A 15026-nucleotide genomic window follows, 5' to 3' on the forward strand; every position below is an offset into this window, starting at 1 on the left:
CTTTGCATGTCAGTGATTCTGGAATGCCTTTCCCATACGCCGCTGCACGGGTATTTCGATCCGAAGCCCGAAGTCGTTGCCGAAGTGGCCAGAATGAGCGCCGCCGCACGGGAACGCGTTCGCCAGTTCGATCCTGAACTCGTGGTCGTGTTCGCGCCCGATCATTACAACGGCTTCTTCTACGAATTGATGCCCAGCTTCTGTGTCGGGGCCAAAGCCCGTGCTATTGGCGACTATAAGAGCCTGGCCGGGGATCTACCGGTTCCGGCTGAAGAGGCGAGGGCGATGGTCGAGTACGTGCTGAACCGTGATATCGATATGGCGATTTCGTATCGCATGTCCGTGGACCACGGTGCGGCACAAGCTCTCGAAGAAGTGACGTGCGGCCTCGACAACTACCCGGTCATTCCTGTTTTCGTCAACTCGGTTGCGCCGCCGATGTCGCCGCTGCGTCGCTCGCGCATGATGGGCCAGGTGATTGGCGAGTACCTGAAATCGACGGGCAAGCGTGTGTTGATTCTCGGGTCAGGCGGAATCTCCCACGAGCCGCCGATTCCCGAGCTGAAGAATGCCACGCACGAGATCTCGGAGCGTCTGATCCACACGGGTCGCAATCTCAGCCCGGAAGATCGGAATGCGCGTCAGGAACGCGTTATCCATGCGGCCAAGGCGTTCACAGCAGGTGAGGCGCCGGGCATGCGTGCGCTGAACCCAGAATGGGACATGGCATTCCTGAAGATGATGCAAAGCGATCTGCTTGCGGTGGATCGTCTGAGCAATGAGGACGTTTCGCGTGACGCGGGCAAGAGCGCGCACGAGATCCGGGCATGGGTCGCAGCGTTTGGCGCACTTTCCGCGTTTGGCGAGTATGCGGCGGAAATCGACTTCTATCGGGCCATACCTGAGTGGATCGCCGGGTTCGCCTACATGCATGCGGCACCCAAGGCGCAAGGAGAGAACAGATGAGCAAGCAAGCTATCGCGGAACGACTGCGGATTGCAGAAGCGACCCGCCAAACTATCGCTCCGGTACGGGCGGGAGTGACGGTCCCTGCGGTTCATCCGGAAATCGCGCTTGACGATATGGCAACGGCCTATGCGGTGCAGCAGATCAATGTCGAGGCGCGTGTCGCTCGCGGCGAGCGCATCGTGGGTCGCAAGATCGGTCTGACTTCGTTGGCGGTACAGAAGCAATTGGGCGTCGATCAACCGGACTTCGGTGCACTGTTCGCGTCCATGGCGTACGGCGACAGTCAGCCGATCCCGCTTTCGAAACTCATCCAACCGAAGGTCGAGGCCGAAATCGCATTGGTGCTGACGCACGATCTGACGCACGAGCGTCATACCTTCGCCGATCTGATCGGAGCGACGGACTACGCAGTGGCGGCCATCGAAGTCGTGGACAGTCGAATCCGCAACTGGGACATCAAGTTCGTGGACACGGTTGCCGACAACGCATCGAGTGCCGCGTTCGTTTTGGGCTCGCGTCCGGTCCCGCTCTCGCAACTCGATCTCACCGCGTGCGCGATGAGGCTTGAATCAAATGGGGAAGTGCTCTCCACAGGCAACGGCGCTGCGTGTCTGGGTAATCCGCTGAATGCCGCGGTATGGCTAGCAGATCGTATGGCTGCGCTGGGTACGCCGCTGCGTGCGGGCGATGTGGTTCTTACCGGTGCGCTGGGACCCATGGTTGCCGTGACCACGCCCGGCACCTACACGGCGGTAATCGAAGGACTGGGCTCGGTCCGCGCAACTTTCATCGAGTAACGAATATGGCGAAGAAACTCAAAGTAGCAATCATCGGGTCGGGCAACATCGGCACCGACCTGATGATCAAGATCATGCGCAATAGCCAGGTGCTGGAAATGGGTGCAATGGTCGGTATTGATCCGAAATCGGATGGGCTGGCTCGTGCGCAGCGTCTGGGTGTCGCGGTCACCCATGAGGGCGTTGAAGGCCTGACCTGCTTGCCCGTGTTCAAGGACATCGATTTCGTGTTCGATGCCACGTCGGCTGGCGCTCACGTGAAGAACGACGCCTTCCTTCGCACGCTGAAGCCCGGCATCCGCATGATCGATCTGACACCCGCTGCAATCGGGCCGTACTGCATTCCTGTCGTGAACGGTGAAGCGAACGTCGATGCACTCAACGTCAATATGGTGACGTGCGGTGGTCAGGCCACGATTCCGATGGTTGCGGCGGTCTCGCGCGTGGCAAAGGTCCACTACGGCGAAATCATCGCCTCGATCTCCAGCAAGTCGGCAGGTCCAGGCACCCGGGCCAACATCGACGAGTTCACGGAAACCACCTCGAAGGCAATCGAAGTCGTGGGTGGGGCATCGAAGGGCAAGGCCATCATTGTTCTGAACCCGGCTGAGCCTCCGGTCATCATGCGTGACACGGTTTACACCCTGTCGGAACTCGCAGATCGTGATGCCGTTGAGGCATCCATTGAAGAGATGGCCAAGGCCGTGAACGCTTATGTTCCGGGCTATCGTCTGAAGCAGAAGGTGCAGTTCGATGAGGTTCGGAACCTGAACATCCCCGGACTCGGCAAGTTGAGCGGTCTGAAGACCTCGATCTTCCTCGAAGTGGAAGGGGCTGCACACTACCTGCCGGCTTATGCAGGCAACCTCGACATCATGACCAGCGCCGGTATGCGTACCGCAGAGCGCATGGCTCAATCCATGATCGGCGCATAAGGGGACTGCAAATGACTCAGGGCAAGAAACTCTACATCTCGGACGTTACGCTGCGCGACGGTTCGCACGCGATTCGCCATCAGTACTCGATCCAGAACGTGCAGGAGATCGCACGTGCACTGGATAAGGCGAAAGTCGACTCTATCGAAGTCGCACACGGTGATGGTCTGCAAGGCTCGAGCTTCAACTACGGCTTTGGCGCACACTCGGACCTGGAGTGGATCGAGGCGGTTGCCGACGTGGTGACGCATTCGACGATCGCGACCCTGCTGCTGCCCGGCATCGGCACCATTCACGATCTGAAGGCTGCCTACCAGGCGGGTGCGCGCGTAGTTCGTGTTGCTACCCACTGCACGGAAGCCGACGTTTCGAAACAGCACATCGAATACGCACGTGAACTCGGCATGGATACCGTGGGCTTTTTGATGATGAGCCACATGACTACACCAGAAGCACTGGCCGGGCAGGCGAAGCTCATGGAAGGCTACGGCGCCACCACGATCTACGTCGTGGACTCGGGCGGTGCTCTGTCGATGCAAGACGTCCGTGATCGCTTCCGTGCGCTGAAGGCGGTCCTCGATCCCGCAACGCAGACTGGCATGCATGCCCACCACAACCTCTCACTGGGTGTCGCAAACTCCATCGTTGCCGTGGAAGAAGGTTGTGACCGTATCGATGCATCGCTCGCCGGCATGGGCGCTGGCGCCGGCAATGCACCGTTGGAGGTATTCATCGCCGCAGCAGAACGCATGGGCTGGAATCACGGGACGGATCTGATGGCGTTGATGGATGCAGCCGATGACATCGTGCGCCCGCTCCAGGATCGCCCGGTTCGTGTGGACCGTGAAACACTGGCTCTGGGCTATGCAGGCGTGTATTCGTCGTTCCTGCGTCACTCGGAAGTCGCGGCCAGCAAGTACGGTCTGAACACCGTGGACATCCTGGTCGAACTGGGCAAGCGCCGTATGGTCGGCGGCCAGGAAGACATGATCGTTGACGTGGCTTTGGATCTGCTCAAAGCACAAAAATAAAACCAGTGACGGTTAGCCGTCACTCACGGAGGCGGCTCCCTCCATTGCAGAGGGAGTCATATATCGCGGTCCCCAAGGACATAGCGCAAAACACAGTGCCCACAAAGCAGGCGGGTGCTGACGGGCGAGGAGAAGTCTGAAGTGAAGATAAAACAATATGCACTACTTATCGGTGTGATGGCGGCAGCTAACGCCAATGCTCAATCCGTTCAGATCTACGGTCTTATAGACTCGGGTGTCATGTACACGTCGAACGTCGGCGGCAAGAAATTGGTGTCCATCGACCCGGATACACAAGCACCGGACCTGTTCGGTTTGGTGGGCGGTGAAGATCTTGGCGGCGGCACCAAGGCGATCTTCAAACTGGAAGGCCAGTTCAACATGAACAACGGTGCCATGATCAACGGTCTGTTTGGCCATACGGCATACGTTGGCCTCAAGGACGAAAAGTGGGGGACGCTGACCGCCGGTAACCAAATCGACTTTATGTTCGATTCGCTGGTTGCACAGCGCTGGGGTCCCGCATTCCCCGTTGTCAACGCAATGAACTTGCGCCAAAGCTCGTTCCAGGGGCTCAATAGCCCGCGCGGCGGTCCCGGCAACGGCTCGTTCGACTTCGACCGTCTCCTGGGCTCGGCAATCCCGAACGCCATCAAGTACACGAGCCCGACGTATAACGGCTTCTCTTTCGGTGGTCTGTACAGCTTCGGCGGCGTCGCAGGCAACTTCGGTTCGAACTCGGCGCAGAGCTTCGGTGTGAACTACCGCAATGGTGGCTTCTCGCTGAATGGCGCATACACGTATATCAAGTATCCGTCGCTGAACGACGGTAATGACGGTATTCGCAACTTCGGCGTTGGCGCTTCGTACATCCTGGGCGCTGCTGAATTCGCTGCGCTGTATACCAATACGGCGAATACGCAAAATAGCGCACGCATCGACGTCTACGAAGGGGATTTGACGTATGAACTGTCCACTCCGCTGCACGCTCACTTCTCGTACCAGTACCAAAAGGGCAACGACGTGCTGAACGAGCAGCACGTGAATCAGGAAACGCTTTCGCTGGTCTATCTGCTGTCGAAGCGCACGAGCCTGTATTCCACGCTGGCGTTCCAGCAATCGTCCGGTGGGCCGGCATGGATCCTGATGGCTGCAGGTCCGGCTTCGGGCGGCCGTCAAACTACATTCAGCCTCGGTCTGATTCATTCTTTCTGATCCAGAGCGGACACATAGAGACGGTTCCTGACGCACTGTGCGTCAGGAACATTTTAAGGAGACACGAATGGGCAATGAAGGCCGATACATGCGCGCTGCGCGCCTCCACGACAACACGTCGGGCAAGTTCAGCATCGATACGATTCCGTATCCGACGCTCAAGCGCCCGACCGACGTCGTCGTCAAGCTAAAAGCTTCCGGCATCGTTCCGAATCTGGGCAATGTGATCACCAACTACCGTTCGGAAAAGCCGTATCTGGCGCATGCGGCACTGCCCGCCATCTACGGCCTGGACGCAGCCGGTGTCGTGGCTGAAGTCGGTCCGGCGGTGACGGGCCTCAAGGTCGGCGACCGCGTGTACATCAATCCGGGCCGTTCGTGCGGTTCGTGCCACGCCTGCCGCGTAGGCGAGCCCATCAACTGCGAAGCCTACGCATTCCAGGGCTACTTCGGCTTCGGACCGAAATCGCAGTTCCTGTATGAAGAGTACCCGTACGGTGGCCTCAGCGAATACGCTACGGCGCCCGCAGACGGACTGGTGAAACTCGGCGACAAGGTTTCGTTCGAAATCGGCGCGCGCATGGGCTATCTCGGCACGGCCTATTCGGGTCTGCGCAAGGCACAAGTCGCCGCCGGCAAGTCGGTGATGATCATCGGCGGAACGGGCACGCTGGGCCTGTGCGCCACGCTGATCGCACGTGCCATGGGCGCGACGAAGATCCTGGTCGTGGCTCGCAACGAGCAGACGCTGGCCCAGGTCAAGGCAATCGACCCGGCCCGTATCCTGACGTACTCGGTCGCCAACGGTTCGTCGGGCCTGGCTGCATGGGCCAAAGAGCAGACGGACGGCGTGGGCGTCGATTCGGTGGTGGACGCTATCGCTCCGGGTCCGAACATGCAAGCCACCAAAGATGCATTCGGTGCTCTGCGTCGCGGCGGCAAGCTCGTGGAGATCGGTGCCCAGATCAACGAAGTGCCGGTAAACATGCACGAAATGATGTGTTCGGCGTTGTCGGTGATCGGCTCACTCTGGTTCACGGTCGGCGAAGGCCAGGATCTGGTCGCGATGATCGAAGCAGGGACGCTCGATGTGTCGTCTTTCAAGAACCACACCTACACGCTCGATCAAGCAAATGAAGCGCTGGAAGACGCAGCAAAGCGCGTCACGGGCTTCGTCAACGTCGTAGTGATTCAAGACTAGGAGATAGACGAAATGGTACGTCGCGTTGTGACCGGCCAAATCAATGGCAAGTCCGTTATCTTGAGCGATTCCGAAGAACCGGGCCATGCGTTCGCAGCCGTTTCCGGTTTCAGGACCACGCAGATTTGGGCAACGAGTCCCGAAACCGTGCTTCCGCATTCGGCAGGGGACCCCGTTGCCGCCGCAGCCACAGTGATGCCAGCGCTGAACGGAACACGTCTGATGATCGTGCAGTTCCCGCCTGACGCTGTGATGGCTGATCCCGCGTTCGATGGCGCTGCCGCCGGCGCCGAGTATGCGGCGATCCTGCCGGGTCTGGCTGAATGCTTCGAACCCGATGGCTCGGGCTTTCATATCACCGACTCGGTTGACTACGACATCGTCCTCAGCGGCGAACTCTGTCTGGAACTCGATGACGGGGAAACGCGTGTTCTGAAAACCGGCGATATCGTGGTTCAGAACGGTACGCGTCATGCATGGCGTAACAAGAGCAATGCACCTGCCGTGATGGCTTCGATTCTGATTGGAGCCGAGCGGAAGGCCTGACCAGGTGCCGAAGTGGGGGAATGAAAAATGAACGCTCAACAGACTAGTCACAATGACCATCACGCACACCATGCACAGCGAAAGACCAAACGCGTCGAAAGGCTGGAATGGAGCGATGCTTTGCTACTCGGGCATGGCCCTATGGATGATGAACATCGTGAGTTTGTTCAGGTTGTCACTGCATTGCGCAATAGTACGGCGCACACCGCTTTGGCTGCTCTCGATGCAGTGGAGAAACATTTGATTGCCCACTTCGATCTTGAACATGCGTGGATGGACAAAACGGGCTTTCCCGACGTCTATTCCAGGTGCCATCGAGATCAACACGACGAAGTGCTTGCTTCAGTGTTTCACGTGCACCAACTGGCTGCTATCGGTCAGATTGGGCTGGGCGCCGTGCATAGGCTCGCACAATCGCTGATGGATTGGTTTCCGGGCCACGCGGACTATATGGACTCGTCCTTGTCCGCGTGGATCAACGGTAAAACGCACGGCGGCCAGGCTGTGGTATTGCGGCGCAATCTGGTGCACGAGGAGCGGGTGCCTGACGAATCACAGGCAGAGGCCGCGTAATTCGCTGTGACAAAACGGAGACAAAGATGTTGATGAAAGGGAAGACTGGTCTGGTGACCGGCGGCGGTTCCGGAATGGGCAGGGCGGCAGCACTGGAACTCGCCAGGGAAGGGGCCGCGGTTGTTCTCGCCGGTCGTGACGAAGACAAGCTGGTTTCCGTCCAGAAAGAAATCGAAGCCCTGGATGGTCAGGCGGCAGTCTTCCGGGCGGACGTTTCGAAGCGAGAAGACAATCGAGTGCTGGTTGAATTCGTGGAAAAGACGTTCGGTCGCCTCGATTTTGCATTCAACAACGCCGGCGGGCACGGGGACTTCAAACCCATTCACGAAACGCCAATCGATGAGGCGGAATGGGTGATCGATCTGAACTTCAAGGGCGTCTATTACGGTGTCAAGTACCAGGTCGAAGCGATGCTGCGTTCTGGTGGGGGCGCCATCGTCAACAACGCTTCGATCTTTGGATTGCGCGGTATGGATGGCATTGCGCACTATGTGGCGGCCAAACACGCGGTGGTGGGACTGACACGTGCAGTCGCCAAGGAATACGCGGTTCGGAACATTCGCGTGAATGCAGTGTGTCCGGGAGCCACCGAGACGCCGAACTACATGCGCAGCACCGGCGGCGATGTCCATCTGCTGGATGCAATGATTCCGATGCATCGAATCGGTCAGCCGGACGAGGTTGCGAGTGCTGTGATATGGCTACTGTCGGATCAATCTCGATACGTGACGGGAACGACCCTGAGCGTCGACGGCGGCATGACGATCTGACGTTGCAGGACCGGGTTTTGTAGACGGCGAAAAGACGCTTGTGTCTATTGTATTAATCGGGGAATTGACCTTTGAAGAGCCTCACGATCAAGGCGCGACTGATCGCCGTCATGACTGCATTGAGTGTGCTGCTGCTAGCCGGGGGCCTGATGGGGCTCTGGAGCATAAGTAGAGTCAACGATTCGCTACACGAAGTCTACGAGGCGAGACTGGTTTCCATTCAACGTATCGATTTAATGAACACAGCGCTGAATCGTCTGCGATTCACCATTGCGTCCTCGGCGCTGGATACGAAGCAAGCGTATATCGATGCGAAGCTTCAGAGCTTCAAGAGCGATATGAAGAGCGGGGATCAAGCTTGGACGGATTACACGAAGAACCTGACTCCTGAAGAAAAAGAGGAGACTGACGCTTTCGTGCCGGTATTCGGCAAGTTCGTTGTCGGAGTGGTGCAGCCGGCTATGGCAGCTATGGCAGCCCACGACATATCAGCGATTGACGATATCTCCCGAGGGCCGTTGGAAGCCCTTTATGAGCCAGTGCAGGATGGACTGGACCGGTTGGTGCATCTGGAGGGCGAACTGGCTAAACGCGAGTACGAGCGCTCGCAGCAAAACTACCAGATCGTGCGAGTCCTCTGTATTGTCGGCGTGCTTGCCGGTGGGCTGATGGCATTCGGATTTTCCGCCTGGATGATTCGTGCGATTTCCACTCCGCTCAATACGGCGGTGCAGGTTGCGCAGAACGTGAAGAACGGGAATCTGACCCAACGAATCGACACGCATTCTACGGATGAGACGGGACGAGTTCTGGGCGCCCTGGCCGACATGAGCCAGAGCCTGAGTCGCATCGTGAGCGACGTGCGAAACTCTTCGAACTCGATCAGGAACGCATCGGTTCAAATTGCGCAGGGCAATCAGGAGTTGAGTTCCCGTACCGAGTCGCAGGCAGCATCGCTGGAAGAAACGGCCGCATCGGTTGAACAATTGAGTTCGACGGTGCGCCTCAATGCCGAAAACGCGATCCAGGCCGATACGTTGGCCCGCAGCGCCTCTGAAGTTGCGGCCCGTGGCGGCCAGGCTGTGACCCGTGTTGTCGAGACCATGCAGGACATCAATCGCAGCGCTAATTCGATTTCAGACATCATCGGGACGATCGAAGGCATCGCCTTCCAGACCAATATCCTGGCACTGAATGCTGCGGTCGAGGCTGCACGAGCTGGCGAAGAAGGTCGTGGATTTGCCGTGGTTGCGGGTGAGGTTCGTTCGCTGGCTCAACGTTCGGCGGGTGCTGCAAAGGAGATCAAAGACCTGATCGATGATTCGGTTGGCAAAGTCGGTGCCGGTACGAGGCTGGTTGACGAAGCAGGGACAACCATGAAGGAGGTGGTGCAAAGCATCACCCGGGTAGCGGACATCATGGGGGAAATCAGTTCTGCGAGTCAGGAGCAGGCTCAAGGCATCGAGCAGATCAGCCAGGCCGTGACCCAGATGGATCAGCAGGTGCAGAGTAACGCGGCAATGGTTGAACAGGCTTCGGCCGCGGCGCAACAACTGCGAGACGAATCGGCTCAACTTTCACGGACAGTAGCCATTTTCAACGTTTGAGAACAAATATGAGCTTGCTTTTCAATGAAGTGCAGACCAGCCATGAGGTAGCGGTCGAGGTCGACGGCACCAGGTACAAGGTGCATTACAACGACATCGGGGACAGCGAGGATCCCGTGGTGGTCATGCTCCACGGTTCCGGCCCCGGCGCCACCGGCTGGGCCAACTACTATCGAAACATTGACGCGTTTGCTGATGCGGGATACCGCCTGCTACTGATCAATATGCCGGGCTTCGGCAAGAGCGATCCGGTCGTCATCGACCGAGGCTCCCGCTCCGAATTCAACGGTCAGGTCGTTCGCGCGGTTCTGGATCAAATTCAGGTCGATAAGGTCAGCGTGGTCGGCAATTCGATGGGTGCCCACTCGGCGACGGCGTTTGCCTTGAAGAACCCGGAGCGGGTCAACCGTCTGGTTTATATGGGCGGCGGTACCGCCGGGCCCTCGATGTTCGTTCCGCAGCCGGCTGAAGGGATCAAGCTCCTGAACTTCGTGTACAGGGAGCCCACGCTCGAAAATGTCAAGCGCATGATGAATGTGTTTGTCTACGATGCCTCGGCCCTGACCGACGATCTGCTGCAACAGAGGGTGGACAACATGCAGGCCAGCAAGCACCACCTGGATAACTGGGTGAAGAGCATGGCCGCGAACCCGAAGCAATTCTCGGACTATCAAACGCAACTCCATGAGATCAAGGCGCCTGCACTGATCGTCTGGGGGCGGGAAGATCGCTTCCTTCCCTACGACATGGGTCTTCGTCTGATGGCGGGTCTCCCCAATGCCGAATTCCATATGTTCAACCGCTGTGGTCACTGGGTGCAGTGGGAACACGTGGACAAGTTCAATCGGATGGTGCTGGGTTTCCTGTCCAACTAAGCGCCGCTTGTGTAGAGGCCTCCAGGATTGCAAGCGGGGTTCGCCGTCGGCGCCCAGGTTAAAGCTGTGGCGGTGGCGCTTGATGCGATAGAGGCGCGTCCACCAGTTTCGCAACCGAAGCCCCAGGCCCGCCGTCGGTGGCGCCAGGTACGAACGGTCATGATCCTGCGTGCCCTCCGGATTGTGGTTACAAGTCCTCGGTCTCAGTTGCCTGCCGCAGAGACGATGCGGTGGCCAGCCTGAATAGCAGGCGGTTGCCGTCCCGAGGCGGCATTGGAGCCAGTCAGCGTCCCACGCGTGCTATTGGCATTGACCCTGAACGCGGCAACTGCGATCGTTTCAACGACGCGTCGAACTACGACACCGCGGCGAGTGGCGGTCTCGGACGCATTGATCGCAAGCGCGTTCCCTTGCTTTGCACTTTCCGCGTTTTGCCGAACCGTAGCGGTCAATTGCTCCATGCTCGAAGCCGTTTCCTCTGGCGACGCAATAAGATTCTGATATTCCCGCATTGCGATCTCGCGTTTTGCCAGCGAAGTCATCGTGCTGGGAGCGTTGCCCCTGACGCGCCGACGCGTCGGGCTCCATGGCCAGGCGAAGGGAGGTCCGGCGTACGCCGTTGGCGTAGACCCGTATATCGATGAGCGTTTGAACCGTCGGGTAACCACTGATCAGCAATCGTCTTCGTTCCCTGCTCGTATATTCGCGAGGCCTGATAGGTTGCGAACGCACCCTGAAGTGATATCGTTGCAAGAGCAACGAAATATCCGTCATGATCAGGTTGCTCCGCCAGCAAACAGGAAATGACACACAGCCCCCAGATCACGACGATCATGAGCTTGTCCGCTCTGGCGTAAAGCGAACGCAATGACGCGCCCGTTGATTCCATGATGTCCCCCGATGCGTGTGCAATCGACTTTTCGTCGTGCGGATGATTGCGTTGCTGGGGGAATGCTTTCGCGTGAAGAGGACAAGTTCGACCTGCGCCTCGCTCCGATGACGCTCAAAGGTTGTCGGCTGACGCCGGAATGCACGAACCGCGCGCGCAAGCACTCGTTGTGTCGATTCGATCATGAACGACCGCTTTGCTTCTGGGGACTATCGCGCGGCGATCCGCATCGGTCTCGGCCAACTCGGGCAACCGGCCGATCGCCCCGTTGTCGTGCCCGAAATCTTGCCGTAACGGCTTCATGCCGAAGCCGTTACGCCCGCACGAAGGCAAGTAAATCCGCGTTGAGCACCTCCGCATTGACCGTCAGCATGCCGTGCGGAAAAGACGGGTACGTTTTCAGTGTTCCGTTCTTTAACAGCTTGATCGACTTCAGTGCCGCGTCGGCGATCGGTACAATCTGGTCGTCTTCCCCATGCAGCACCAGTGTCGGGACAGTAATCGACCGAAGATCTTCGGTCTGGTCGGTTTCCGAGAAGGCCTTGATGCCCTCATAATGCGCCTTCGCACTTCCCATCATCGACTGGCGCCACCAGTTGTCGACCACGCCTTGATAGACCTTTGCGCCGGGTCGGTTGAAGCCATAGAAGGGGCCGGCCGCGACATCGAGGAAGAACTGCGCCCGATTGTCGGCGAGCGCTTTTCGAAAACCGTCGAATACGTCGATCGAAAGGCCTTCTGGATTCGCTTCAGTCCTGAGCATGAGCGGAGGCACGGCGCTGACGAGGATGGCTTTGGCCACGCGTCCAGCGGGCTGCCCGTGTTTCGCCACATAACGCATTGCCTCGCCACCGCCCGTCGAATGGCCGATATGCACCGCGTTATGCAGATCGAGTGCTTCGACAACCGCGAAGGCATCGGCAGCGTAGTGGTCCATGTCATGCCCGTCCGAGACCTGCGACGAACGACCATGACCGCGGCGATCATGCGCTATTACGCGGTAGCCCTTCGCAACGAAGAACAGCATCTGCGCATCCCAGTCGTCGGAAGACAATGGCCAACCGTGATGGAAGACGATGGGTTGGGCGTCTTTTGGACCCCAATCCTTGTAGAAGATGTCGACGTTGTCCGTCGTCCTGACGTACGGCATGGTTACACTCCTTTGACGTGATCCGGACGATAGCGGTCGTCATGATCCGGCGCCCGACCGGCAGAAATCACCTTTCGGCGAAAAAGCGCAAAGCGTGAATGAAACAAATCGATGAGAAGGCAGACGTCGTGAGAAAAGGCGTATCTGTCTGAAACAGAGTAGCAGTCCGGCTAGCGATTCAAGCCATGCGGACTGTTGCTACCGGGGCAACACGGTGAGCCATCCGAGTGCGCTACCGCTCGTTCTGCGATGCATCTACGATTTGCTCCACCGATCGTCCGCAAGTCGCTCGGTCTGAAGATAAACGCCGCGGCCCGGCACTCACGAAGCGCTGCCGTCCTCGATTATCCCGATCGTATTGCGGTGACGATTGCCGTTTCCCGCGCGATTGCTGCGTTCATGGCAATATTCGATTCTCGGTAACCCGCTCGCCCGGCGAGGGTTTTCATTCAGGGAATCGTTTCTATGGACGACGACGCGTGCGTCTTCAATGGTCTGCGCCCGCGATTGCAAAAGATCGCGTATCGAATGCTCGGCTCGGTGGCCGAGGCCGAAGACATCGTGCAGGACGTCTGGCTGCGCTGGCACGCGGCCGACCGTGCAACGATCGAGAACGGCGAAGCGTGGCTGGTCGCGGTCACGACTCGCATGTCGATCGACCGTCTGCGTGCCGCAAAAGTTCAGCGCGAATACTACACGGGCATATGGTTGCCGGAACCGGAGATGACTGACTCCCCGACCACGCCGGAGCAGGCCAGGGAGCGTGCCGATGAAGTATCGGTGGCGTTTCTGCTGCTGCTCGAGCGGCTCACTCCCGAGGCGCGCGCGGCGTTCCTCTTGCGCGAGGTGTTCGACGCTGACTACGCGGAAGTGGCGCAGGCCATCGGGAAGAGCGAGGCGGCGTGCCGTCAGCTCGTGAGCCGCGCAAAAGCGCAACTGCGCGACGAGCGGCCGCGTTATGCGGTCTCGCGCGAAACGCATCGGCGGCTGCTGGAGGGGTTCGCGCAGGCAATCGAATGCGGCGACTTCCACTCGATCAACGCGCTGCTCTCCGAGGACGCCATGCTGATTGGCGATGGCGGCGGCAAGGTGACGAGCTTCCCGAAGCCGATGGTGGGCGGCAGACGCATCGCGCAACTCTTCTACGCATCGCATCTGCGCTTTCGCAGCGCAATGCAGTTCAAGCTCGTGCTGCTCAATGACCAATGGGCGCTGCTGCGCTATTTCGAGGGCCAGCTCGAATCGGCCCAGTCGTTCGAGACGGACGGCGATCGCATCGTTCGCATACATGTGCAGCGCAACCCCGAAAAGCTGGCGCGCATCGCGGCTGTACACGGTAAGGTCTGATTCCCTGCATCGCGCACGCCTGAGAAGTGGCGCGTCGACAGAAACTTCCCGCTTTGCGTCACAAAGGAGCGCATTGGCACGTCTAGTCATCAGGGACACTACGACTCTCACTTCCATGACAGACTATCCATCGCGCCCTTCGAGCGGCGCCGACGATCCGCTGGCAAGCAGCTTCGCTACCAGTTATGCCGGCGTCGTATCGTTTCTCGCGGTCGCGAACGAAGGCAGTTTCGCGCGTGCGGGCGACCGCCTGGGCATTGGTCGCTCCTCCGTGAGCCGCAACGTTCAGAAGCTCGAAGCCCAGCTGGACGCGCGCCTTTTCCAGCGCACGACGCGCAGCACCTCATTGACGCGCGAAGGCGAGCTTTTCTACGAGAACTGTCAGCCAGGCCTTGCGCGCATCGCTCAGGCGCTCGAAGACATGCGGGAGTTGCGCAACGGACCGCCGCGCGGCCATTTGCGCATCGCCTCGACGCCGGGTTTCGGTCGCAAGGTCGTGGCGCCGCTATTGCGGGGCTTCCACACCACGTATCCCGATATATCGCTCGAACTGCTGCTGAACGACCGGCCGGCCGATTTCACCTCGGATCGCGTCGACGTGTCGTTTCGCGACGGACGCATGGAGGACAGCGGCATCGTCGCGCGCCGGTTGATTCCCATGCAGATGATCGTTTGCGCGGCGCCTGCCTATGCGCGCATGTATGGTTTGCCGCGTCACGTCGCAGAACTGGGCGTTCATCGCTGCATCAATCTGCGCACGGCAACGGGCCGCGTGACGGAGTGGGAATTCAAGGTGGATGGCCTCGCTCAACGATTTCAGCCCGCCGCGCTTCACACGTTCAACGACCCCGATCTGGCCTTGGAGGCGGTACTCGACGGCCTGGGGTTGGCGCAACTGCCCGCGTACCAGGTGTGTGAACTATTGCGTGAGGAGCGGCTCGTTAGCTGCCTCGGCCAGCACGCTCCTGACGACGGCGGACACTATCTCTGCTATCTCAGCCGCAAGCTGCTTCCGGCGCGTATTCGCGTGTTCGTCGATTACATGACGGAACACACGCGTCTGCTCGACCTCGAGTGTTCGATGCCGGTCGCCATGGCCCGGACAGTCGAGTAGCAGCCGG

14 protein-coding genes and 1 pseudogene are annotated in these 15026 nt (G+C 59.1%); 13 read left to right on the forward strand and 2 right to left on the reverse strand.

Going from position 1 to position 15026, the window contains the following annotated elements:
* Nucleotides 1-6: 6 nt before the first annotated feature.
* The 11 genes from AB4Y44_RS17675 (at nt 7) to AB4Y44_RS17725 (ending at nt 10519) form a co-directional block, all read left to right on the forward strand.
* On the forward strand, nt 7-966 hold the full coding sequence (locus tag AB4Y44_RS17675) for a 3-carboxyethylcatechol 2,3-dioxygenase (RefSeq protein ID WP_368700386.1): 960 nt from the start codon (nt 7-9) through the stop codon (nt 964-966).
* Nucleotides 963-1766 carry a 2-keto-4-pentenoate hydratase gene (gene mhpD / locus AB4Y44_RS17680; RefSeq protein ID WP_368700387.1) on the forward strand — a complete coding sequence of 268 codons (804 nt, stop codon included), beginning with the start codon at nt 963-965 and terminating at the stop codon, nt 1764-1766. The genes AB4Y44_RS17675 and mhpD overlap by 4 nt, the downstream gene beginning before the upstream one ends.
* 5 nt (nt 1767-1771) lie before the next feature.
* A complete protein-coding gene (locus AB4Y44_RS17685) occupies nt 1772-2701 on the forward strand; it encodes an acetaldehyde dehydrogenase (acetylating) (protein WP_368700388.1) in 930 nt (309 codons plus the stop codon).
* Nucleotides 2702-2712: 11 nt separating this feature from the next.
* Nucleotides 2713-3732 carry a 4-hydroxy-2-oxovalerate aldolase gene (gene mhpE / locus AB4Y44_RS17690; protein WP_368700389.1) on the forward strand — a complete coding sequence of 340 codons (1020 nt, stop codon included), beginning with the start codon at nt 2713-2715 and terminating at the stop codon, nt 3730-3732.
* Nucleotides 3733-3873: 141 nt separating this feature from the next.
* Nucleotides 3874-4947, forward strand: coding sequence for a porin (locus tag AB4Y44_RS17695; RefSeq protein ID WP_368700390.1), 1074 nt, complete (start codon nt 3874-3876; stop codon nt 4945-4947).
* Between the two features lie 67 nt (nt 4948-5014).
* On the forward strand, nt 5015-6148 hold the full coding sequence (locus AB4Y44_RS17700; RefSeq protein ID WP_368700391.1) for a zinc-binding dehydrogenase: 1134 nt from the start codon (nt 5015-5017) through the stop codon (nt 6146-6148).
* A gap of 12 nt (nt 6149-6160) precedes the next feature.
* Nucleotides 6161-6694, forward strand: a complete 534-nt coding sequence (locus AB4Y44_RS17705) for a cupin domain-containing protein (RefSeq protein WP_342924297.1) — start codon at nt 6161-6163, stop codon at nt 6692-6694.
* Nucleotides 6695-6721: 27 nt separating this feature from the next.
* On the forward strand, nt 6722-7267 hold the full coding sequence (locus AB4Y44_RS17710) for a hemerythrin domain-containing protein (RefSeq protein WP_368700392.1): 546 nt from the start codon (nt 6722-6724) through the stop codon (nt 7265-7267).
* A gap of 26 nt (nt 7268-7293) precedes the next feature.
* Nucleotides 7294-8037 (forward strand): SDR family NAD(P)-dependent oxidoreductase, encoded by a 744-nt coding sequence (locus AB4Y44_RS17715; protein ID WP_342924299.1) that lies wholly within the window; start codon nt 7294-7296, stop codon nt 8035-8037.
* 71 nt (nt 8038-8108) lie between these two features.
* Complete coding sequence (locus AB4Y44_RS17720) at nt 8109-9644, forward strand: methyl-accepting chemotaxis protein (protein ID WP_368700393.1); 1536 nt, start codon at nt 8109-8111, stop codon at nt 9642-9644.
* 8 nt (nt 9645-9652) lie between these two features.
* Entirely contained in the window at nt 9653-10519 is an 867-nt protein-coding gene (locus AB4Y44_RS17725) for an alpha/beta fold hydrolase (RefSeq protein ID WP_342924301.1), read from the forward strand.
* Nucleotides 10520-10854: 335 nt separating this feature from the next.
* Here AB4Y44_RS17725 and AB4Y44_RS17730 read toward each other — a convergent pair.
* Together AB4Y44_RS17730 and AB4Y44_RS17735 are read right to left on the reverse strand one after the other, a co-directional pair.
* Nucleotides 10855-11007: pseudogene (locus tag AB4Y44_RS17730) on the reverse strand (methyl-accepting chemotaxis protein); the annotation flags it as partial.
* 714 nt (nt 11008-11721) lie between these two features.
* A complete protein-coding gene (locus AB4Y44_RS17735) occupies nt 11722-12558 on the reverse strand; it encodes an alpha/beta fold hydrolase (protein ID WP_368700394.1) in 837 nt (278 codons plus the stop codon).
* A gap of 465 nt (nt 12559-13023) precedes the next feature.
* Here AB4Y44_RS17735 and AB4Y44_RS17740 point away from each other — a divergent pair, with 465 nt between their 5' ends.
* Nucleotides 13024-13905, forward strand: coding sequence for an RNA polymerase sigma-70 factor (locus AB4Y44_RS17740; protein ID WP_342924303.1), 882 nt, complete (start codon nt 13024-13026; stop codon nt 13903-13905).
* Between the two features lie 115 nt (nt 13906-14020).
* Nucleotides 14021-15019, forward strand: coding sequence for a LysR substrate-binding domain-containing protein (locus AB4Y44_RS17745; protein WP_368700395.1), 999 nt, complete (start codon nt 14021-14023; stop codon nt 15017-15019).
* The last annotated feature ends 7 nt before the right edge of the window (nt 15020-15026 follow it).

The organism is Paraburkholderia sp. BR10937 (assembly GCF_040965695.1).
Classification (GTDB): Bacteria; Pseudomonadota; Gammaproteobacteria; order Burkholderiales; family Burkholderiaceae; genus Paraburkholderia.

Coding starts and splice junctions, on each gene's coding strand:
- AB4Y44_RS17710 (WP_368700392.1), top strand. CDS start 6,722: ATGAACGCTCAACAGACTAGTCACAATGACCATCACGCACACCATGCA.
- AB4Y44_RS17705 (WP_342924297.1), top strand. CDS start 6,161: ATGGTACGTCGCGTTGTGACCGGCCAAATCAATGGCAAGTCCGTTATC.
- AB4Y44_RS17715 (WP_342924299.1), top strand. CDS start 7,294: ATGTTGATGAAAGGGAAGACTGGTCTGGTGACCGGCGGCGGTTCCGGA.
- AB4Y44_RS17685 (WP_368700388.1), top strand. CDS start 1,772: ATGGCGAAGAAACTCAAAGTAGCAATCATCGGGTCGGGCAACATCGGC.
- AB4Y44_RS17745 (WP_368700395.1), top strand. CDS start 14,021: ATGACAGACTATCCATCGCGCCCTTCGAGCGGCGCCGACGATCCGCTG.
- mhpD (WP_368700387.1), top strand. CDS start 963: ATGAGCAAGCAAGCTATCGCGGAACGACTGCGGATTGCAGAAGCGACC.
- AB4Y44_RS17725 (WP_342924301.1), top strand. CDS start 9,653: ATGAGCTTGCTTTTCAATGAAGTGCAGACCAGCCATGAGGTAGCGGTC.
- AB4Y44_RS17740 (WP_342924303.1), top strand. CDS start 13,024: ATGGACGACGACGCGTGCGTCTTCAATGGTCTGCGCCCGCGATTGCAA.
- AB4Y44_RS17700 (WP_368700391.1), top strand. CDS start 5,015: ATGGGCAATGAAGGCCGATACATGCGCGCTGCGCGCCTCCACGACAAC.
- AB4Y44_RS17675 (WP_368700386.1), top strand. CDS start 7: ATGTCAGTGATTCTGGAATGCCTTTCCCATACGCCGCTGCACGGGTAT.
- AB4Y44_RS17735 (WP_368700394.1), bottom strand. CDS start 12,558: ATGCCGTACGTCAGGACGACGGACAACGTCGACATCTTCTACAAGGAT.
- mhpE (WP_368700389.1), top strand. CDS start 2,713: ATGACTCAGGGCAAGAAACTCTACATCTCGGACGTTACGCTGCGCGAC.